Source organism: Tsukamurella sp. DT100 (assembly GCF_049844855.1).
Lineage (GTDB): Bacteria > Actinomycetota > Actinomycetes > Mycobacteriales > Mycobacteriaceae > Tsukamurella.
Genome location: NZ_JBNCLV010000001.1, coordinates 134,880 through 154,870, shown reverse-complemented (window position 1 = coordinate 154,870; position 19,991 = coordinate 134,880). Strand labels below are relative to the sequence as shown.

Here is a 19,991-nt window from a genome sequence, read left to right as displayed (position 1 = left end):
CTGGTCAGCGGTCGGTGAGGGCGTCGACGACGCCCGCGCGCAGGGCGGAGGCCGACGGTGCGCGGCGCACGTCGAAGGACGCGCGGACGGGTTCGCCGCGGCGGCCGAGGACGACGATGCGGTCGCCGAGCAGGATCGCCTCGTCCACGTCGTGGGTGACGAAGACTACGGTGGCGGGGTGGGCGTCGAGCGTGCGCAGCAGCAGCCGCTGCATGTCGCCGCGGGTCTGCGCGTCGAGCGCGCCGAAGGGCTCGTCCATGAGTACGGCGCGGGGCGCACCCGCGAGGCCGCGGGCGAGCTGGACCCGCTGCCGCATGCCGCCGGACAGCTCGCGGGGCAGGTGCTTCGCGTAGGCGGTCAGCCCGACCTCGGCGAGCCACCGCCGGGCCTCGTCGGCGCGACGGTGCCGGGCCACGCCCCGCAGCGCGAGCGCGAGCCGCACGTTGTTCTCGACGGTGCGCCAGGGCAGGAGGGCGTCCTCCTGGAAGACCATGGCGCGGTCGCGATCCGGGCCGGTCACGGGGGCACCGTCGGCGAGGACGACACCGGCGTCGGTGCGGAGCAGCCCGGCGAGCGCGCGCAGCACGGTCGACTTGCCGCAGCCCGACGGGCCCGTCAGAACCAGGCGTTCGCCGGGCTCGACGGTGAGGTCGAGCGCGCGCACGGCGGTCGCGCCGCGGTAGCCGAGGTCGACGGTGTCGAGTTTGAGTCGCAGCCCGTCGCGCTGCGCGGGCGGGCTGACCGCCGGGGCGCTCATCGGTCGCCCCGCGGCAGCCAGCGGGTGACCCGGCGGCCGGCCAGCTCGATGACGGCGGAGGTGAGGAAGCCGAGCACGCCGATCGTCAGCATGCCGACGAAGACCGCGGGGTAGTCGACGAGCGTGTACGACTGCCACGTGCGGTAGCCGACTCCGAGGCGCCCGGAGATCATCTCGGCGGAGACGAGGCAGATCCACGCGACGCCGACGCCCACCGACAGCCCGGAGAAGACGCCGGGCAGCGATCCGGGGAGCACGACGCGCCACAGCACGGCGAGGTCGCCGCCGCCCTGGGTGCGCACGGAGTCCTCCCACACGGTCGGGAGGGCGCGGACGGCGTGCCGCACGCTCACCGCGATGGGGAAGAACGCGGCCGTCGCGGTGATCGCGACCATGCCCGCCTCGGACGACGGGAGCAGCAGGATCATCACCGGGACCAGCGCGATCGCGGGGATGGGCCGGACGAGCTCGATGAGGGTGCCGAAGGTCAGCTCGGCGGCGCGGGAGCGGCCGAGCGCGACGCCCGCGGCGATCCCGAGCGCCGCGGCGACCGCGAAGCCGGTGCCGATCCGGATCAGGGACTGCGCGAGGTCCAGCCAGTACTCGCCGGTGCGGACCGACTGCGCGAACCGCTCGGCGACGGCGCTCGCCGACGGGAGCGTGTCGAACCGGATCCAGCCGAGCGCGACGTGCTGCGTGGTGAGCAGTTGCCAGACGCCGATCGCCGCGGCGACGACGGCCACCCGCACCGGCCAGGCCGGGAGCACGGCGCGGCGGGCGGGAGCGGCGGCCGGTCGCCGGAGCGCCGCGGCGGGGAGCGAGTCGAGGGCGGTCACCGTCGGGCCTCCTCGAGGAGGGCGCGGTACTCGACGGGGACTGCGCCGGGGTGCTCCGCGCGGTAGCGGTCACGGGCGTCGGGGCCGGCGAAGGGCACGAGCGTCGCGCCGTCGCGCAGCCACAGTGATTGGTCGGCGTACCAGCGGGTTCCGGTGAGCGCGTCGGAGACGTAGGCGGCGCGGACCTTCCGGTCGGTCGTGGCGAGCGTGCGGATCAGTGCGGTCGCGTCGGGGACGGTCTCGGTGGCGTCGGCGCCGTCGAACCAGATCTCCGCGGTGGGCTTCGGCGCGGGAGTGCCTGCGTCGTACTGGAATCCGCCGCGCGCCGCCTGCGCGTCGGCGAGGGGCTTCGGGTCGACGAACCGGTCGACGTCGAGCGGTGTGCCGAATTGGCCGATCGACTGCAGGTACCCGATGTCGCCCTTGAGCGCTCCGAGGAGTGGGGCGGCGAGCGTCGGGTTGGGGTCGGTGCCGCCCGGGCCGTTGTACTGGTAGACGACCTCGGCCGGGAGGCCGCTGGCCTGCGCGACGTCCTGCGCGGCCTGCAGGGGGTGCTCCCGCTGGAAGTCGGTGGCGTCGAGCTGCGCCTCGAGGAAGGCGCGCACCACGTCCGGGTGCGACGCCGCGTACTTCTTGTTGGCGACGACCCCGTGCAGCGTGGGCGTGTTCAGCTCGCCGCCGTCGTAGAGGAGGCGGGCCTTGCCCTGGCGAACGAGGAGTCCGGGCCAGGCGACGAACTGCGCCAGCGCCTGGACCTGGCCGGATTCGAGCGCGCTCGCCCCGACCTGCGGCTGCTGGTTCACGACGGTGACGTCGCCGGCGGCGATGCCCGCGCGGCTCAGCGCGGCGACGAGGGTGCCGTGCCCGGCGGAGCCGACCGACGCGGAGACCTGCTTGCCCCGCAGGTCCGCGAGCGAGCGCAGCGGCGAGCCGGGGGAGACCACCACCGAGTTGAGGGCGCCCCGCGCGCTCGACCCGGTCACCGAGAGCATCGCGGTCTCGGTGTCGGGGCTCGACTGCGCGCGGGATCCGTTGATCAGCAGCGGGTAGTCGCCCATGGAGCCGATCTGGATCTTGCCGGCGAGCATGCCGCTCGTGATCGGGGCGCCGGTGTCGAAGTCCTGCCAGTCGACGCGGAACTTGCCGATCCCGGCGAGGCGCTTCTCGAGGAAGCCCTTGGCGCGCAGCAGGGTTCCCGCGGTCACGGTGTTGATGGTCTTGGACTGGTAGCCCACCACGAGGGTCTGGGTGGACTCGTCGGCCGCGGGCTCGAGGGAGCAGGACGCGAGGGCGGCGGTGGCGGCGACGACGGCGATCGCGCGCAGGGTGGATGTCATGGCTGGGTTCTCCGGGCTGGGACGGGCTATCGCAGGAGGTAGGGCATGTTGACGGTGACGGCGCCGGTCGGGCAGCGCGCGGCGCAGGGCCCGCAGTACCAGCACTCGTCGACGTACATGTGGGCGCGGTTGGTGCTCGGGTCGAGGGCCAGCGAGTCGAGGGGGCAGGCCTCGATGCAGATGTTGCAGCCCTCGATGCAGAGGGAGGCGTCGATGGTGACGGGGACGTCGACGCGCTGTTCGACCTGTGCCATGGGGGTGTTCCTCCGTGTCGGTGCGGTCAGTCGCGGTGCAGGGTGCCGCGCAGGGTGATCCGGTCGGATCGGATGCGGATGTACTCGAGGTCGACGGGGCGTCCGCCCTCGAGGTGGGTGAGGCGCTCGTAGAGCAGGAGCGGCGAGCCGGTGGCGATCTCGAGGTTCGCGGCGGTGTGCGGATCGGCCGCCGCGGCGGTCAGGCAGTAGTCGCTGGTGCCCAGGCGACGGCCCGTGACCGCTTCGATCAGGGGGAAGACGTCCTCGTTCTCCAGGTCCTGTTCCAGCAGCAGGTCGCCGATGTCGGCGACGAGGTACGTCAGGTCGAGGCTCACGGGCTCGTCGTTGAGGAACCGCAGCCGCTCGAGGTACACCGCCTCGTCGCCCGCGGGGATCCCCAGCTTCTCCGCCACGATCGGTGGCGGGACCAGCCGCGTCGCCGCGCGCACCCGGTTGCGGATCTCGCCGTGCAGCGAGAGGGTCTCGCGGAGCCCGCGCAGGCTGTCGAGCCCGTGGTCGACGGTGCGGGCGATCACCTCGGTGCCCACTCGGGGGCCCCGCCGGATCCAGCCCTCGGAGCGCAGGATCGCCAGGGCCTCGCGCACGGTGCCCCGGGAGACGGAGAACTGGTCGCCGAGGTCGTCCTCGCCGGGCAGGGTCCCGCGGTAGGTGCCGTCGTGGATCGCCTGGCGCAGGACGTCGGCGACGATGCGCGCGGAATCGGCGCGGATCGGTCGTTCGGTCGCTGGCATGCGGCAACGATAGGAACAGGTCGGGCCGTGTCGGCCGTCCTCAGGTGTGTGCCCCGGCGAAGGACCGGGGCGGGCGTCGCATTCCGCCGGTCGGGTCGCGCGCGCGGGCCTCCTCACCTGCTGTTTCGTCCTCGCGGGTGGCTAATGCGCGACCCGCGCGGGAGCCTCGCGGATTTGAATCTTGCTGATCGACTGGTTTCGTGCCCGGCCCGTCGCGGGTCTGCGAGCGCGGTTCACAGGTCCTTGGCGAACCAGTGGTGCGCGTACGGGTTGTCGTTGTACCGCTCGACCTCGCGGTATCCGAGCTTGCGGTACAGCGCGATCGCCTCGGTGAGGTTGCCGTTGGTGTCCAGCCGCACGGTCCGCACGCCGGCCTCGCGGGCCCGGTCCTCCAGGTCGGCCATGATCCGCCGGCCGAGTCCGAGGCCGCGCACCGACGGTGCCGCCCACACGCGCTTGACCTCGGCGAAGCCGCCGTCCTGGAAGGCGAGGGCCCCGCAGCCGACGGTCTCCTCGCGCAGCGTCGCCACCAGCAGCAGACCCGCGGGCGGCGTGATCGCCGCGTCCCGGACCGCGCCGCCGACGCCCGGATCGAAGCCGTCCTGCAGCCGCTCGCCGAGCTCGGCGTAGTACGCCCGGGCCGCGAAGCGCGCCGCCGCCGACATCGCGTCCGCCTCGTCGACCCGCACCAGCGAGGCGACCAGCAGCCGCTCCACCTCGGCCATCGCCGCGACGAGCCGCCCCCGCTGGCCGGCCGAGAGCGGATCGAGCAGCGCGTGCGCGGCGTCCTCGGATCGGGACTCGAGCTCGGCGTACTCCGCCGCGCCCGCGGGGGTGACCCGCGCGGTCCGGACGCGGCCGTCACCGTCGTCCTGCCCGACGGTGACCAGCCCGTCCGACTCGAGCGCGCGCAGGAGACGGCTGAGGTAGCCGGAGTCGAGGTCGAGGCGGGTGCGCAGGTCCCGGATGTCGACGCCGCCGTCGGCACGGCCGATCTCCCAGAGGAGCCGTGCCTGCCCCAGCGGGCGGTCCCGCGCGAGGTACTGGTCCTGCAGCACGCCGAGCCGCTGCGTGACCGCCCGGTTGAACCGTCGTACCTGCGCCACGTCCTCCGTCATATCTCTGACTCTAGTCAGAGATATGACGGGGCGGCAACGGCCCGGCCGGAACTGCGTACCGTGGTCGGCGTGCGCTATCGACCCCTCGGAACCAGCGGCCTCATCGTCTCGACGCTCGGCGTGGGCTGCAACGCCTTCGGCCGCCGCATCGACCAGCGCGCCACCGACGAGGTGGTGAGCGCGGCCATCGACGCCGGCATCACGCTGTTCGACACCGCCGACAGCTACGGCTCCGGCGCCAGCGAGGAACTGCTCGGGCGGGCCCTCGGATCGCGCCGCGACCAGGTGGTCGTCGCGACCAAGTTCGGCATGGACACCCAGGGCCTCTACGGCGAGGACCACGGCGTCCGCGCGAGCCGCAACTACATCCACAAGGCGGTCGAGGGCAGCCTGCGGCGCCTCGGCACCGACTACATCGACCTCTACCAGCTGCACACGCCCGACCGGGTCACGCCGCTCGAGGAGACCCTCGAGACGCTCTCCGGCCTGGTGGCGTCCGGCAAGGTCCGCTACATCGGCTGCTCGAACTTCACGGCCTGGGAGGTCGTGGGCGCCGACTGGCTGGCCGAGACCCTGGGGACGCCCCACTTCATCACCGCCCAGAACGAGTACTCGCTCTACAACCGCAGCGCCGAGACGGAGCTCGTGCCCGCGCTCGACAGCCTGGGCATGAGCCTGCTGCCCTACTTCCCCCTGGCCTACGGCCTGCTCACCGGCAAGTACAAGCGCGACCAGGCCGCCCCCGCGGGAACGCGTCTCGCCCAGGAGACGCACCGGCTCGAGGGCGCCGACTTCGACATCATCGAGGGCCTCCAGGCGTTCGCGGACGACCGCGGCGTCTCGCTGCTCGACGTCGCGATCGGCGGCCTCGCGGCGCAGCCCGCCGTCGGATCCGTGATCTCCGGAGTCAGCCGCGCCGAGCAGATCGCCGCGAACGTCGCGGCCTCCGAGTGGGAACCGACGATCGAGGATCTCGCCGCGATCGACGAGATCGTCGCCGCCCGCCCCACCGGCTACACCACCTTCGCGTTCTGACCCCTCGTCGTCGGGCCCGCACGTAGCCTGACGGCATGTTCGTCAATCTGGGTGTACGCGACTTCCTGAACCGGGCCGAGATCGTCTATCCCGACCGCATCGGCATGGTCGACGAGCCGGACCAGCCGGCACCGTCGTGGGGCGAGAAGACCTACGCCGAGATGGCGGCCCTGGCCCGCGGGCAGGCCGCGCGCCTCGATGAGCTGGGCATCCCCGTGGGCGGCCGCGTCGCGATCGTCTCCCAGAACGCCGCGCGGCTGCTGACCTCGTTCTTCGGCGTCTCCGGGTGGGGCCGGATCCTCGTCCCGGTGAACTTCCGGCTCGCGCCCGCGGAGGTCGAGTACATCGTGGAGGACTCGGGCGCCGACGTGCTGTTGCTCGATCCCGAGGTCGAGCACCTCGCCGAGACCGTCACGGCGAAGCACGTCTTCGTCCTCGGCCGCGACGACGAGCGGATCTTCGGCCCGGCGGGTGCACCGTCGGAGCCGAAGCCGTGGGCCGGCGACGAGACCGCCACCGCCACCATCAATTACACCTCCGGTACCACCGCCCGGCCCAAGGGCGTGCAGCTCACGCACCGCAACCTGTGGCTCAACGCCACGGTCTTCGGGCTGCACGTCGCCCTCACGGACAACGACGTGCTGCTGCACACCCTGCCGATGTTCCACGCCAACGGCTGGGGCATGCCGTTCGCCGCCACGGGGGTCGGGATCAAGCACGTCGTCCTCCGCAAGGTCGACGGTGCCGAGATCCTCCGCCGCGTCCGCGACCAGGGCGTCACGATCATGTGCGCCGCGCCCGCCGTGGTGACCGCGGCGCTGGACGCCGCCGCCGAGTGGGACGGCCCGATCCCGGGCGCGGGCACCGTCCGCGTCATCTGCGCGGGCGCGCCGCCGCCCACGCGCGTGATCCACCGGGTGCGCTTCGAGCTGGGCTGGGAGTTCATCCAGATCTACGGCCTCACGGAGACGTCGCCGCTGATCACGGTGAACCGCGAGCGCGCCGAGTGGGCGGGCGACGACCCGATGGAGGTCGCCCGCCGGCTCGGGCGCGCCGGCGCACCCGCCCTCGGCGTGGAGTTGCGGATCGACGAGGACGGCGAGATCCTCACCCGGACCAACCACGCGCTCACGGCGTACTGGAACAAGCCCGTCGAGACCGCCGCGGCGCTCGAGGGCGACTGGTTCCACACCGGGGACCGGGGGACCTTCGAGGGCGGCTACCTCACCATCGCCGACCGGAAGAAGGACGTGATCATCTCCGGTGGCGAGAACGTCACGTCGATCGAGGTCGAGGACGCGCTGGCCCTGCACCCCGCGGTGCGCGAGGTCGCGGTGATCGGCATCCCCGACGAGAAGTGGGGCGAGTTGGTCACGGCGATCGTCGTGGCCGACGGGGTGACCGCGGAGGAACTCATCGCGCACACCCGCGAGCACCTCGCCGGCTACAAGTGTCCCAAGCGGATCGACTTCGTCGAGTCCCTCCCGCGGACCGCCACCGGCAAGATCCAGAAGTTCGTGCTCCGCGCCCCGTTCTGGGACGCGTTGGAGCGCAAGGTGAACTGACTCAGGCGTGCCAGGCGGTCGCGCCGACGTTGTCGATCATCCGCTGTAGGGTGCGGATCGTGGTGATGAACTCCTCGTCGGTGACGCCCTCACGGATCGCGGCGAGGGTGGCGTGGACGTCGGGCCAGGTCTCCGCGCGCCGCCGCTCGCCGGCCGGGCTGACGGTGAGCGCGCCGTCCGCCTCGTCGAGCAGCCCCGTCGCGACCAGGCACGCCACGTCGGGGCGCAGTGCGTCGCCGGTGTCGACGAAGCCGCGGTGGAACTCGACCACCTCGTCGAGCGGCACCCCGTCGGGGCGGACCGCGATGTAGTTGAGGGCCCACCACTGCGGCTGCGTCAGCCCGTGGCCCTCCAGCGTCGCGCGGATACGGGTCACTACCGCGCGGCTCGCCGTGCCGGCCCAGTACCCGATCGGCTGCGTGAGGATGCGGGCGTCCGTGTAGCTCTCCATGCCCCGAGGCTATTTCCTCGACGATGGTTGAGGTCAAGGCCTTCCCGGGGGTTCGCGCTCCGTCGGGCGGCGCGAGGTGCGAGGATGGACCCCAATATGTAGAACACGTTCTATTGATGGAGGTTGCGGTGTTCGAGTGGTCCGACGAAGACCTGATGGTGCGGGACGCCCTGCGGGCGTTCATCGACAAGGAGGTGCGCCCGCACGTCGACGAGCTGGAGACCGGCGCGCTGCCGCCGTACGACATCACCCGCAAAATGCTCCAGACCTTCGGCATCGACCAGGTCAACCGCGAGAACCTCGAGGCCGAGCTGGCCGCCGAGGAGGCGGGGGAGAAGTCCAAGGCCGGCGGCTCCAGCACGCTCAGCTCGTCGATGTTCCTCATCCTCAACGTCGAGATGGCGGGCGTCAGCCTCGGCCTCATCGGCTCGATGGGCGTCTCCATGGGGCTGACGGTGTCCACCATCAAGTCCCGCGGCACGCTCGCGCAGAAGAAGCGCTGGCTGCCCGAGTTGGTCACCATGGAGAAGGTCGGCGCGTGGGCGATCACCGAGCCCGACAGCGGCTCCGACGCCCTCGGCGGCATGAAGACGACGGTGCGCCGCGACGGCTCCGGCGGGTACATCCTCAAGGGGCAGAAGACCTTCATCACCAACGGCCCGCACGCCGACACCATCGTCGTCTTCGCCAAGCTCGACGAGGGCGACGGCACGCCGATCCGCGACCGCAAGGTGCTCACGTTCGTGCTGGACACGGGCATGGAGGGGCTCACGCAGGGCAAGGCGTTCAAGAAGATGGGCATGATGAGCTCGCCCACCGGCGAGCTGTTCTTCGACGACGTGCGCCTCGGCCCCGACCGGCTGCTCGGCGAGACGGAGGAGACGCCGGGCGGCGGCGGGGCGTCCGCGAAGGCGGGCTTCACCGCCGAGCGCATCGGCATCGCGGCGCTGAGCCTGGGCATCATCAACGAGGCGCAGCGCCTGTCGATCGACTACGCGCGCTCGCGCACCCTGTGGGGCCAGGAGATCGGGAAGTTCCAGCTCATCCAGCTCAAGCTGGCGGAGATGGAGATCGCGCGGATCAACGTGCAGAACATGCTGTTCACCGCCATCGAGGCCTCGCGCGCCGGCAAGCCGCCGACGCTGGCGCAGGCCTCGGCCATGAAGCTGTACAGCTCGCGCGCCGCGACCGAGGTGGCGATGGAGGCCGTGCAGCTCTTCGGCGGCAACGGCTACATGGCGGAGTACCGGGTGGAGCAGCTCGCGCGCGACGCGAAGTCGCTGATGATCTACGCCGGCAGCAACGAGATCCAGGTGACGCACGTGGCGAAGGGGCTGTTGCGCGGCGAATGACGGTTAGCGTGACCGATACGCGGTCTTAACGCGACAAGCGTTGCCCCGCTCGGTGGTTCGGTTCGATACTCGGTGGATCACGCTTCACCGATCCGCCGAGAAGGAACCGCACCATGTACGCATTCGCCCGTCGTCTGCACGCCCGTTGGACGATGACGCCGCAGGAGCGCCACAACCTCCGGCTGGCGAGCACGCCGCTCGCCGTCGTCTCCGCGTCCCTCGGCTGCCATCCCCGCCACCGCTGATCTTGGCCGCGCGGCCCCGACACGACGAAACCGGCCTGCACTCGCTGAGCGAGTGCAGGCCGGTTTCGTGATTCAGAGCGTGATCTTCGGCGATCAGGGGATGGTGATGACCTGGCCCACGTTGATCAGGTCCGGGTTCGCGATGCCGTTGAGCTGCGCGATCTCGGTGTAGCGGTTGCCGTCGCCCAGGTACTGCTCGGCGATGGCCCACAGGGTGTCGCCGGAGGCGACGGTGTGGGTGCGCGGCGCGGGAGCGGCTGGCGCCTCGGCGGCGACGGGCTCGGGCTCCGGAGCGGCCTGACGAGCCGGGGCGGGCTGGTCGGTGGCGGTGTTGGAGGCCCACTTGTCGGCGTCGCCGGCGTAGACCACGAGGTTGCGGTCGTCCTGCAGGACGATGCGGTCGGCGCCCGAGCCCTCGGTGTTGGTCGACCAGACGCCCTCACCGGCGCCGTTGTACAGCACGAAGTTGCCGTCGGTCTGGAAGTTGGCCCGCTCGACGCCCTTGCCGTCGGTCGCGCTGGCCCACACCACGGTGCCGGTGCCCTCGGTGAGCACGAGGTTGCCATCGCTCTGCAGGGTCAGCGTGTAGCCGCCGTTGGCGGAGTCCAGGGTCTCCCCGAGGCCGAGCTGGTTTCCTGCGCGAAGCACGTCGGTCATGTGTATCCCCTTAGTAGATGTACTCGGTGTACATGCGGCGCGCGGGTGCGCGCCCGAGTAGACAATAGCGATCCCATCCGACATTTTGGCGAATGGGAATCATGGAGTCGGCAAAATCGTTGGAGGGGGTATGGCGACAGTTGAATTGACCGCAGACAAGTTCGATCAGACCGTGACCGGCAACGATATCGTGCTGGTCGACTTCTGGGCCTCCTGGTGCGGGCCCTGCCGCGCGTTCGCGCCGACCTTTGAGAAGGCATCGGAGACCCATCCCGATGTGGTTTTCGCGAAGGTGGACACCGAGGCCGAGCAGAGCCTGGCGGCTGCCGCGAACATCCGGTCGATCCCCACCCTCATGGTCTTCAAGAAGGGCAACCTCGTCTACAACGAGGCCGGTGCGCTCCCGCCCGCCGCGCTCGAGGACCTCATCGGCCAGGCCAAGGCGCTCGACATCGAGCAGGCCGAGGTCAACGCCGCAGGCGAGAAGCCCGCGGAGTAACCACAGGAGCAACCCCCCGCGCCAAGCGCCGGCGCAGCCCCCACGGCGCCGCCGCGAACGCCGCAGCCATCGCTGCGGCGTTCGTCGTCGCCGGGGAGCGCGGCGAGAGGAACGCCCGCACCCGCCGGTCCGGGAGCCCGAAGAAGACCTCGAAGAAGTCGCGCTGCTCCGCCGGGGACATCCCCAGCAGCGCGCGCAGCGCGGCCGCCCGCAGGCGGTGCGCGGCCACCGCGTCCGTGGTCACCGGATTCCGGCCGGTGCTCAGCGCCGAGACGGCGTCATCGGCGAACGCCAGCGACCCCGCCACCGAGTACCCCGTTGCGGGGTGCAGCGTCGTCCCGCGCACGCCCGCCCCGCACCAGCCGCGCCCGCGCCGCGGCCCGGCGTGCAGCAGCGGGAAGTCCACCCGCTCGTGCAGCTCGCCCGCGGTGACGCCGCGCTCCGCCAGCCGCGCCCGCAGCCGTTCCTCCAACTCGTCGACGGTGACCGCCGGCGCGCCCGCGAGGCAGGTCTCCTCCAGCAGCACCGCATCGGTCGACACCCGGACCGCGTAGAGGAACGACGCAGGTGCGTCGTTGGGCACGCCGGGCGCCGGACGCCAGTCCATCCACAGCTCCTCGTGCGCGCCCGCCGGGACCAATACTCCCGCCGCGGTCTGCCGGGGCACGTCCGCGGAGGTCGACGGTGCCGGCCCCCGCGCGTCGATCACGAACGCCGCGCCGTGCCCGTCGCGGCCCGCGCGCTCGGCGCGGACGTCCACCCCGTCCAGCGGCAGCGCGCCCTGCAGCGCGTCCACGTCGAGCATCGCGTACTCGCGCCGCAGGTCGTGCCGGGTCCGCGCGATCACCTGCGGCGACGACACCGCCGCGACCACGTCGGTGGGGAGCCAGGACGGCAGCTCGTCGGCCCACAGCCCGAAGGTGCGCCGCCAGCGCGCGTCCGGCGCGGGATCGAAGGCCCGCACTCGGAAGCCCGCCGCCGCGGCGCGATGCGCGACCGCGCGCCCCGCCGGCCCGAGGCCCAGCACCACCAGGTCGGGCGCGCTCACAGCGCCGTCCCGAGCAGCGCGAGCTGCGTGCGGTTCGCGCAGTCCAGGCGCGTCATCAGCGCGGAGACGTAGCCCTTCACCGTGGACTCGGCGAGGAACAGGCGCGCCGCGATCTCCGCGTTCGAGGCGCCCGTCGCCAGCTCGCGCAGCACGTCGCGGTCCCGCTCGCCGAGCGCGTCGATGCGCGGGTCGCGGCGCGGCCGGTCGCCGGCGAGGCGCACGAGGCGCGCCAGGGCGTCGGGGGAGAGCAGCGAGCCGCCCGCCGCCGCGGTGCGCACCGCCGACGCCAGCAGCGCCGGCTCGGCGGTCTTCACCACGAAGCCCGCCGCGCCCGCGGCCAGACCGTCGACCAACACCGCGTCGGTGTCGAGGGTGGTGATGAGCACGACCGCGACCGGCGGATCGAGGTCCCGCAGCGCCCGGGTCGCGACGATCCCGTCGACGCCGGGCATCCGCACGTCGAGCAGCGCGACCTGCGGCGCGTGGGCGATGCCCGCCTCCACCGCGGCGGCGCCGTCGGCCGCGGTCGCGACCACGTCGAGGTCCGGCTCCGCGGACAGCGTCGAGCGCAGGTACTCCCGCACGAGCGGATCGTCGTCGGCCACCAGGACGCGCACCGTCGTCACCGGGCGGCCGCCGGGAAATCGGCCTGCAGGGTCCAGCCGCCGTCGGGCGAGGGGCCGTGCCGGAGCGTGCCGCCGACGAGCGCGGTGCGGGCCGCGAGGCCCCGCAGTCCCGTGCCGCTCCCGGTCGCGGCGAGCGCGGGATCGGGGGCGGCCGACGGATTGTGCACGCGGACACCGCGGTCCGTGACCTCCACCTCGACCGGGGCGCCGGCCGCGTGCTTGCGCGCGTTCGCCAGGCCCTCCTCGAGGACGCGGGCCAGGCAGTCGGCGCTCGCGCGGGGGAGCGGCGCGGCGACGCTCCCGCTCAGGTCGACGCGCTGGCCCGTGTCCCGGGCCCGGTCCACCGCGTCCGTGATGGTGCCGTCGAGATCCGCCGGGGCGACGACCCCGCCGACCGCCAGCGGGGCGGGCGGGGCGTCGGCGGTCTGCAGCCCGACCACCACCCGGCGCAGGTCGGCGAGCGCGGCCTGCGCGTCCTCCTCGATCCCCGGCTGCCCCGTCGCGCGCGCCGCGAGCACGATCCGGGTCAGCCGCGCCGTCGCGAGGTCGTGCAGCTGGGCCGCCAGCGCGAGCCGCTCGTCGGCGCGGGCCTGCCGCGCGGCGAGGGCCCGCCGCTCCCGCTGGGCGTCGCGCAGCCGCAGCCCCAGCCCGAAGGTCGTGCCGCCGAACACCGGGGCCAGCGAGCCGAGCGCGCCCCACACGGAGTGCGAGGACGCCGCCACCGCGGCCGCGAAGACCACGAACGGGGCGAAGGCGATCACCGCCTCGCGGCGGCTCCGGGCCGTCTGCGCCGCCGCCGAGGCGACGAGGGAGGCCGCCACCGCGACCCAGATCGCCGCACCCGAGGCGGTCGCCTCGGCCCACGGGCCGAGCACGAGGTAGCAGCAGGCGGCCGCGACGACGGGCGCCGCGAGCACGGGGCGCAGCAGCCCGACCGCCGCGGACGCCGCGAGCATCGCGGCCGCGCCCAGCCACAGGCCGGCGCCCCGCAGTGCGGGGAACAGCGCCATCACCAGCGCGACGGTCCCGGCCGCCGACACCACGAGCAGCGCCGCGTGGGCGGCGCGCGTGCGGACGTCGGGTGCGAGGGGCATGCAGCCATCGTAGGGAGGGGCCCGACGGTGCCGGTACCTCCTTTCGTCGGTCGACGGGCCGCCGAACGGCGCTACCGGCGTCGCGCCCGATCGGCGACGGTCGAAGGCATGACATCGCAGGTCATCACCCCCGACACCGCTCCGACCGCCGGACCGCGCGGCGCGCTCCCGCCGATCGCGCGGCTGCCGCTCGCCCTCGTGGGCGCCGTCGTGCTCGCCGTCATGCTGCTCGGCAGCCGCAACTACGGCTACTTCTTCGACGAGGCCTACTTCGTCGTCGCCGGGCGCGACCATCCCGCCGCCGGGTACTTCGACCAGCCGCCGCTCGTGCCCCTCCTCGCCGCCGGCCTCGATCACCTCGCGCACGGGAACCTCGTCGTGCTGCGCCTGCCCGCGACGCTCGCGGTCGTGGCGATCACGCTGCTCGCCGGGCTCCTCGCCCGCGAGCTCGGCGGCCGCGCCGGCGCGCAGGCCTTCGCTGCGGCGGCGGTCGCGATGTCGCTGGTCAGCTCCGTCGGACATTGGCTCGCGACCTACTCGCTCGACCCGCTGTGGTGGACGATCCTCGTGTACCTGCTGGTCCGCTGGGTGCGCACCCGCGACGACCGCCTGCTGCTCCTCGCGGGCGCCGTCACGGCGCTCTCCCTGCTCACGAAGTTCCTCGTTCCCGCGCTGTGGATCGCGGTGGCGCTCGCCGCCCTGGCCTGCGGGCCCCGTCGGCTGCTCACCCGGCCCGCGCTCTGGGCGGGCGGCGCCCTCGCGGTGGTCGCGATCGCCCCGACGCTGTGGTGGCAGGCCGGGCACGACTGGGCGTACACCCGGATGGGGGCCGTCGTGCGGGCGGAGTGGCCGGGCGGCGCCGGGTTCGCGCTCGTCGGGCTGTTCGGAGCGGGCCTGCTCATCGGGCTGCCGCTGCTGCTCGCCGGCGTCGTCGCGCTGCTGCGCTCGCGCGACCTGCGCCCGTACCGCTTCCTCGGCGTCGCCCTGGTGTTGGTCGTGGTCGCGATCGTGCTGACGCACGGCCGTTCGTACTACCTGGCCTCGGTCTACGCGCTGCCGATGGCCGCGGGCGCCGTCGTCGCCGAGCGATGGCTGGCACGGCGTGGGCGCCGGACCGGCGGCGTGCTCCGCGCGATCGCGGTCCTCGCGCTCCTCGGCTCCACCGCCAGCTGGATCGCGGCGTCGCCGGTGTGGTCGTCGGCCGTCGCGGAGCGGATCGGCACGCCCCCGCTGCGAGCGCCCGCGACGATGCTCGTCGAGGGGGACACGATGCTCCGCGGCCTGTCCGACACCGTCGTCGCCGCGTACCGGACGCTGCCGCCCGCGGAGCGCGACGGCACCGTCATCGTGGCCGAGAGCTACCCCTTCGCCGCGGCCGTCGACTTCTTCGGCCGCGACGAGGGTCTTCCCCGCGCGTACAGCGGGCACCGGGCGTACTACTACTTCGGCAGCCCGCCCGAGGACGCCCGCGCGGTGCTCTGGATCGGCGACCCGTCGCCCGTGCTCGACGGGGCCTTCGCGCACCGTCGGGCCGTGCCGGCCCCCGGCGAGACGGGGGATCCCGTGGTGCAGCTCTACACCGGACGGACCGTCGCCTGGCCCGAGCTGTGGGAGCAGCTGCGCTCGCAGTGACGGCCCGCGCGAGCGGTCAGTAGGGTGACGGGCGTGATCCTCGCGAGCATCCCGAGTCCCCCGCAGGGCGTCTGGCACCTCGGGCCCGTCCCGATCCGCGCCTACGCGCTGTGCATCATCATCGGCATCGTCGTCGCCTGCTGGTGGGGCGACCGCCGCTGGGTGGCCCGCGGCGGTAAGCCCGGCCAGGTCCTCGACGTGGCGGTCTGGGCCGTCCCGTTCGGCCTCATCGGCGGCCGGCTCTACCACGTGCTGACCGACTTCAGCACCTACTTCGGCCCGAACGGCCGCGGCCTCGGCGCCGTGTTCCGTATCTGGGACGGCGGCCTCGGCATCTGGGGCGCCGTCGCCCTCGGCGGCGTCGGCGCCGCCATCGGCTGCCGGCAGATGGGCATCAAGCTCGGCCCGTTCGCCGACGCGATCGCACCCGCGATCATCGTGGCGCAGGCCATCGGCCGGCTCGGCAACTGGTTCAACCAGGAGCTCTACGGCGGCCCCACCACGCTGCCCTGGGGCCTGGAGATCTACGAGCGCGCGAACGACGTGGGCCAGCGCGGCCCCGACGTGCTCGACGGGCACAGCACCGGCGTCGTCCTGGCGGTCGTGCAGCCCACGTTCCTCTACGAGCTCATCTGGAACCTGCTGGTCGCGGCCTTCCTCGTGATCGTCGACCGCCGCTTCCGCATCGGCCACGGCCGCCTCTTCGCGCTGTACGTCGCGGGCTACTGCCTCGGCCGGTTCTTCATCGAGCTGATGCGCGACGACCACGCCACCCTGATCTTCGGTGTCCGGATCAACGTCTTCACCGCGGCGCTCGTCTTCGCCGGCGCCATCGCCTACTTCCTCCTCGCCCCGAAGGGGCGCGAGGAGTCGGTGTTCGTCGACGACCCGGCGGCGGCACCGTCGGAAACCGCCCCCGAGCAGGACGGACCGGCGAAGGACGACGCGCCCGTCGCCCTCGGGAAGGCCGACGAGGAGGCCGAAGCGGAGGCTGATGTTCGCCAGATGGATACCGGCGGGTTAGCGGGAGACTCCACAGAGCGGAATAAGGAGGACTAACGTGGACGCCGTGACTCGTCGAACCAAGATCGTCTGCACCCTGGGCCCCGCTGTCGGAACCGATGAGAAGGTTCTTGCTCTCGTCGAGGAGGGCATGGACGTTGCGCGCCTGAATTTCAGCCATGGCGAGCACGCCGATCACGGCGTGAACTACAACCGGGTCCGTGCCGCCTCGGATAAGACCGGCCGTGCGGTCGGGATCCTCGCGGATCTGCAGGGCCCGAAGATCCGGCTGGGCCGGTTCGCCGGCGACGGCCGCACCGTGTGGGAGACGGGTGAGACGGTGCGGATCACCGTCGAGGATGTGGTCGGCACCCATGATCGGGTCTCCACCACCTACAAGGAGTTGGCGCAGGACGCCCGCCCGGGCGACCGGCTGCTGGTCGATGACGGCAAGGTCGGCCTGAAGGTCACCTCGGTCGACGGCAACGACGTGGTGTGTGAGGTCACCGAGGGCGGCCCGGTCTCGAACAACAAGGGTGTCTCGCTGCCGGGGATGAACGTCTCGGTTCCGGCGCTGTCGGAGAAGGACATCGAGGATCTGGAGTTCGCGCTCGAGCTGGGGGTGGATTTCATCGCCTTGTCGTTCGTGCGGGCTCCGGCGGATATCGAGCGGGTGCATGCGGTGATGGACCGTGTGGGCCGCCGGATTCCGGTGATTGCGAAGCTGGAGAAGCCGGAGGCGATCGAGAACCTGGAGGCGGTGATTCTGGCGTTCGATGCGGTGATGGTCGCCCGCGGTGATCTGGGTGTGGAGTTGCCGCTGGAGGAGGTGCCGCTGGTGCAGAAGCGGGCGATTCAGATCGCCCGGGAGAACGCGAAGCCGGTGATCGTGGCGACGCAGATGCTGGAGTCGATGATCGAGAACAGCCGTCCGACCCGGGCGGAGGCCTCCGACGTGGCGAACGCCGTCCTCGACGGTGCGGATGCGGTGATGCTCTCCGGTGAGGTGTCGGTGGGCAAGTACCCGATCGAGACCGTGCGCACCATGGCCAAGATCGTGCAGGCAGTGGAGGACGGCGGACCGTCCGTGCCGCCGCTGAACCACGTGCCCCGTACCAAGCGCGGCATCATCTCCTACGCCGCCCGCGACATCGGCGAGCGGCTCAACGCCAAGGCCCTCGTCGCGTTCACCCAGTCGGGTGACACCGTGCGCCGCCTGGCCCGCCTGCACACCCGCCTGCCGCTGCTGGCGTTCACCCCGCTGCCGGAGGTGCGCAGCCAACTCGCCCTGTCCTGGGGCACGGAGACCTTCCTGGTCGACGGCGCCGACAGCACCGACGCGATGATCAAGCAGGTCGACCACTCGCTCGAGGGAATCGGCCGCTACTCGAAGGGCGACCAGGTCGTCATCGTCGCCGGCGCGCCCCCCGGGACCATCGGCTCGACCAACCTGATCCAGGTGCACCGGATCGGCGAGGACGACCACTGACATACGCTCGTCGTATGACGGAGACACTCACCGATTTCGACGAGTTCCTCGGCACCCTGGATCTCGCGGAGGCGGGGGAGGACCGGTATCTTGGTCGTCACCCCGCCAAGACCGCGTCCCGCACGTTCGGCGGGCAGATCCTCTCGCAGGCGATCGTGGCCTCGGGCAACACCGTTCCGGGGGCTCGGGATTCGCTGTTCCTGCACGCCGCGCACACGCACTTCATCAACGGCGGCGAGACGAACGCCGACCTGGAGTTCGTGGTGCGGCGCCTGCGGGACACCCGCAACGTCGCGAACCGGCTGGTCTCGGTGGAGCAGGGCGGCACCGTCCTCGCGCTGATGCAGCTCGCCTACCAGACCGACGGCCGGAACCCGCTCGTGCACGGGGATCCCGCGCCCGCGGTGCCGGGCCCCGACGGCCTGCCGAACATCCAGGACACGCTCCAGGGCTACGAGGACGTCGTCACGATGTTCGTCGACGCGCCGCAGCCGATGGACATGCGCTTCACCAACGATCCGGCCTGGATCGCCAAGGGCAAGGGCCTGATCCAGCAGGACAACAACGTCTGGATCCGGACCGCCGGCCCGCTGCCCGACGATCAGGTGATCCACGACGCGGCGCTCGCCTACGCCTCGGACACCACGATCCTCGACTCGATCATCACCCGGCACGGACTGTCGTGGGGATTCGACCGGATCATGGCGGTCACGCTCAACCAGTCGCTGTGGTTCCACCGTCGCGTCCGGTTCGACCAGTACAACCTGTACTCGTCGCATTCGACGGTGGCCGACGGCGGCCGCGGAATGTCCAACGGGCAATTCTTCGATTCGAAGGGCATTCTGGTAGCAAGCACGACCCAGGAGGGCGTGCTCAAGTACTTCCCGTCGAAGGGGGCGAAGTGACCAGCCAGGACACGCAGCAGCGTCCGATCCCGAACGTGCCGCAGGGCACGCCCGGCCGCGATTGGCGTGCGGAGCTGCCCCAGGCGCTCCCGCAGGGCCCGCAGCAGCCGTGGCGCCGCCACGGCCCCGGTTCCCGCACCTGGGTCGGCGTCCTCACCGCGATCGTGCTCGTGGTCATGGCGGGGGCCGGCATCTTCGCCGTCTCCTTCGGCTTCGCGACCACCGCCTTCGAGCGGCAGGGCGTCGTGGTGCTGACGCCGTCCGAATACATGGCGACGACCACCACGTGCTCCGGCGCCCGCGACGCGGAGGGGGTGAAGGAGGGGGCTCGCATCGTCTTCAAGAGCGGCTCCGACACCTTCGACACCGAGCTCGGCGAGGGTGTGCTGCGCTCCGGCCGGTGCGTCTTCCCGTTCACGCTCTCGTCGGTGCACGCGGACCCGGACGTGAATTACGCGGTGACCGTCGGCGGCGCCCAGGCCACTCCGGTCGCTGGTAGCGAGCTCGCCTCCACGTCGGGCACCCTCATGGTCTCGCTCGCGGGCTAGCCGCCGGTGACCGCACTCGGAACGACGGTCCGCCGCGACTGGCAGCCCGTCGTGACCTACTCGCTGATCGCGGTCAACGTGATCGTCTTCGCGTTCAGCGCGAAGCAGACCGGCAGCATCGAGAACAACATGGCCTCGTACGAGGTCGCGCGGTTCGCCCTGTCCGAGCAGGCCACCGCGAACGGCTGGTGGTGGACGGCCGTCACCTCGGGATTCCTGCACTTCGGGCCGATCCACCTGCTGGTCAACATGTTCACGCTGTACGTCTTCGGGCGGGGCGTCGAGCAGCAACTCGGGCGGGCGCGGTTCGGCGCGATCTACGGCATCGCGCTGCTCGGCGGCAGCGCGGCGGTGCTGTGGTTCGGGCTGGAGAACACGATCACCGTGGGCGCCTCCGGCGCGATCTTCGGCCTCATCGGGGCGGAACTGGTGCTCTTCCTCCGGCTGAAGCTGAACCCGACCTCGCTGCTGATGATCATCGGCGTGAACGTCGTCGCGTCGTTCACGATCTCGGGCATCTCCTGGCTCGGCCACCTCGGCGGCTTCGTCATCGGGGCTCTCGTGGCCGCGGGCTTCGTCTACGCGCCCGAGTTGCTTCTCCGGGACAAGCGCACCCGGCAGCAGGTCGAGGGCCTCGGCTGGGCGTGCGCCGGCGTCATCGCCGCGGTCGTCGTCGCGGCGATCGCCGTCCGCTTCGGCACCTTCCCGGGTGCGGACGTGTACACGCTGCGCTGAGGCCGAGCCGATCCGACGGGCCGTGGGCGGGGCGGTGCGAGCCGGCGGACGGGC

22 protein-coding genes are annotated in these 19,991 nt (G+C 72.3%); 11 read left to right on the top strand and 11 right to left on the bottom strand.

The genetic code is table 11. The annotated features are described in order from the left end of the window. Positions 1-4 precede the first annotated feature (4 nt). The 6 genes from ACLQ3K_RS00780 to ACLQ3K_RS00755 form a co-directional block, all read right to left on the bottom strand. The gene (locus ACLQ3K_RS00780) at positions 5-757 is read right to left on the bottom strand and encodes an ABC transporter ATP-binding protein (RefSeq protein WP_224648604.1); all 753 of its coding nucleotides are present in this window, start codon (positions 755-757) and stop codon (positions 5-7) included. Continuing rightward, on the bottom strand, positions 754-1,593 hold the full coding sequence (locus ACLQ3K_RS00775; RefSeq protein ID WP_224648602.1) for an ABC transporter permease: 840 nt from the start codon (positions 1,591-1,593) through the stop codon (positions 754-756). The genes ACLQ3K_RS00780 and ACLQ3K_RS00775 overlap by 4 nt, the downstream gene beginning before the upstream one ends. Beyond that, positions 1,590-2,930: an ABC transporter substrate-binding protein gene (locus ACLQ3K_RS00770; RefSeq protein WP_425996269.1), complete on the bottom strand. Its 1,341-nt coding sequence runs from the start codon at positions 2,928-2,930 to the stop codon at positions 1,590-1,592. The genes ACLQ3K_RS00775 and ACLQ3K_RS00770 overlap by 4 nt, the downstream gene beginning before the upstream one ends. 26 nt (positions 2,931-2,956) lie before the next feature. After that, on the bottom strand, positions 2,957-3,184 hold the full coding sequence (locus tag ACLQ3K_RS00765) for a 4Fe-4S dicluster domain-containing protein (protein WP_068520690.1): 228 nt from the start codon (positions 3,182-3,184) through the stop codon (positions 2,957-2,959). A 26-nt stretch (positions 3,185-3,210) separates the two neighbouring features. Beyond that, on the bottom strand, positions 3,211-3,936 hold the full coding sequence (locus ACLQ3K_RS00760; protein ID WP_224648598.1) for a GntR family transcriptional regulator: 726 nt from the start codon (positions 3,934-3,936) through the stop codon (positions 3,211-3,213). 233 nt (positions 3,937-4,169) lie between these two features. Then, entirely contained in the window at positions 4,170-5,054 is an 885-nt protein-coding gene (locus ACLQ3K_RS00755; RefSeq protein WP_425996266.1) for a bifunctional helix-turn-helix transcriptional regulator/GNAT family N-acetyltransferase, read from the bottom strand. Positions 5,055-5,123: 69 nt separating this feature from the next. On the opposite strand from ACLQ3K_RS00755, the gene ACLQ3K_RS00750 reads away from it, so the two are divergent. Together ACLQ3K_RS00750 and ACLQ3K_RS00745 are read left to right on the top strand one after the other, a co-directional pair. Then, positions 5,124-6,089 (top strand): aldo/keto reductase, encoded by a 966-nt coding sequence (locus ACLQ3K_RS00750; RefSeq protein ID WP_224648594.1) that lies wholly within the window; start codon positions 5,124-5,126, stop codon positions 6,087-6,089. Positions 6,090-6,124: 35 nt separating this feature from the next. Next, positions 6,125-7,654: an AMP-binding protein gene (locus tag ACLQ3K_RS00745; protein WP_425996263.1), complete on the top strand. Its 1,530-nt coding sequence runs from the start codon at positions 6,125-6,127 to the stop codon at positions 7,652-7,654. A gap of 1 nt (position 7,655) precedes the next feature. Here the strand turns inward: ACLQ3K_RS00745 and ACLQ3K_RS00740 are convergent, their stop codons facing one another. After that, positions 7,656-8,105 carry a MarR family winged helix-turn-helix transcriptional regulator gene (locus ACLQ3K_RS00740; RefSeq protein ID WP_224648590.1) on the bottom strand — a complete coding sequence of 150 codons (450 nt, stop codon included), beginning with the start codon at positions 8,103-8,105 and terminating at the stop codon, positions 7,656-7,658. A 128-nt stretch (positions 8,106-8,233) separates the two neighbouring features. On the opposite strand from ACLQ3K_RS00740, the gene ACLQ3K_RS00735 reads away from it, so the two are divergent. Beyond that, the gene (locus tag ACLQ3K_RS00735; RefSeq protein ID WP_336671851.1) at positions 8,234-9,457 is read left to right on the top strand and encodes an acyl-CoA dehydrogenase family protein; all 1,224 of its coding nucleotides are present in this window, start codon (positions 8,234-8,236) and stop codon (positions 9,455-9,457) included. 113 nt (positions 9,458-9,570) lie between these two features. After that, positions 9,571-9,702, top strand: coding sequence for a hypothetical protein (locus tag ACLQ3K_RS00730; protein ID WP_255304290.1), 132 nt, complete (start codon positions 9,571-9,573; stop codon positions 9,700-9,702). Positions 9,703-9,795: 93 nt separating this feature from the next. Here ACLQ3K_RS00730 and ACLQ3K_RS00725 read toward each other — a convergent pair whose 3' ends face one another. Next, complete coding sequence (locus tag ACLQ3K_RS00725) at positions 9,796-10,359, bottom strand: LysM peptidoglycan-binding domain-containing protein (protein ID WP_224648588.1); 564 nt, start codon at positions 10,357-10,359, stop codon at positions 9,796-9,798. A gap of 130 nt (positions 10,360-10,489) precedes the next feature. On the opposite strand from ACLQ3K_RS00725, the gene trxA reads away from it, so the two are divergent. Beyond that, positions 10,490-10,858 carry a thioredoxin gene (trxA, locus tag ACLQ3K_RS00720; protein WP_224648586.1) on the top strand — a complete coding sequence of 123 codons (369 nt, stop codon included), beginning with the start codon at positions 10,490-10,492 and terminating at the stop codon, positions 10,856-10,858. On the opposite strand, the gene ACLQ3K_RS00715 is transcribed toward trxA, so the two are convergent. The 3 genes from ACLQ3K_RS00715 to ACLQ3K_RS00705 are packed head-to-tail and all read right to left on the bottom strand — an operon-like array spanning position 10,827 to position 13,626. Continuing rightward, the gene (locus tag ACLQ3K_RS00715; RefSeq protein ID WP_425996260.1) at positions 10,827-11,906 is read right to left on the bottom strand and encodes a lycopene cyclase family protein; all 1,080 of its coding nucleotides are present in this window, start codon (positions 11,904-11,906) and stop codon (positions 10,827-10,829) included. The two genes, trxA and ACLQ3K_RS00715, sit on opposite strands and share 32 nt — an antisense overlap. Further along, on the bottom strand, positions 11,903-12,532 hold the full coding sequence (locus tag ACLQ3K_RS00710; RefSeq protein WP_425996258.1) for a response regulator: 630 nt from the start codon (positions 12,530-12,532) through the stop codon (positions 11,903-11,905). Before ACLQ3K_RS00710 ends, ACLQ3K_RS00715 begins: the two co-directional genes overlap by 4 nt. After that, on the bottom strand, positions 12,529-13,626 hold the full coding sequence (locus ACLQ3K_RS00705; protein ID WP_425996256.1) for a sensor histidine kinase: 1,098 nt from the start codon (positions 13,624-13,626) through the stop codon (positions 12,529-12,531). Before ACLQ3K_RS00705 ends, ACLQ3K_RS00710 begins: the two co-directional genes overlap by 4 nt. A gap of 108 nt (positions 13,627-13,734) precedes the next feature. Between ACLQ3K_RS00705 and ACLQ3K_RS00700 the strand changes: the two genes are divergently transcribed. Genes ACLQ3K_RS00700 through ACLQ3K_RS00675 form a run of 6 tightly spaced genes read left to right on the top strand, consistent with a single transcriptional unit; the run spans position 13,735 to position 19,937 of the window. Then, positions 13,735-15,258 carry an ArnT family glycosyltransferase gene (locus tag ACLQ3K_RS00700; protein WP_425996254.1) on the top strand — a complete coding sequence of 508 codons (1,524 nt, stop codon included), beginning with the start codon at positions 13,735-13,737 and terminating at the stop codon, positions 15,256-15,258. Positions 15,259-15,291: 33 nt separating this feature from the next. Then, on the top strand, positions 15,292-16,317 hold the full coding sequence (gene lgt, locus ACLQ3K_RS00695; protein WP_425996252.1) for a prolipoprotein diacylglyceryl transferase: 1,026 nt from the start codon (positions 15,292-15,294) through the stop codon (positions 16,315-16,317). A gap of 10 nt (positions 16,318-16,327) precedes the next feature. Then, on the top strand, positions 16,328-17,749 hold the full coding sequence (gene pyk / locus ACLQ3K_RS00690; protein ID WP_336671799.1) for a pyruvate kinase: 1,422 nt from the start codon (positions 16,328-16,330) through the stop codon (positions 17,747-17,749). Positions 17,750-17,763: 14 nt separating this feature from the next. Continuing rightward, positions 17,764-18,654 carry an acyl-CoA thioesterase gene (locus tag ACLQ3K_RS00685; protein WP_425996250.1) on the top strand — a complete coding sequence of 297 codons (891 nt, stop codon included), beginning with the start codon at positions 17,764-17,766 and terminating at the stop codon, positions 18,652-18,654. Continuing rightward, entirely contained in the window at positions 18,651-19,202 is a 552-nt protein-coding gene (locus tag ACLQ3K_RS00680; protein WP_425996248.1) for a hypothetical protein, read from the top strand. Before ACLQ3K_RS00685 ends, ACLQ3K_RS00680 begins: the two co-directional genes overlap by 4 nt. 6 nt (positions 19,203-19,208) lie before the next feature. Then, positions 19,209-19,937 carry a rhomboid family intramembrane serine protease gene (locus ACLQ3K_RS00675; RefSeq protein WP_425996246.1) on the top strand — a complete coding sequence of 243 codons (729 nt, stop codon included), beginning with the start codon at positions 19,209-19,211 and terminating at the stop codon, positions 19,935-19,937. Positions 19,938-19,991: the final 54 nt, after the last annotated feature.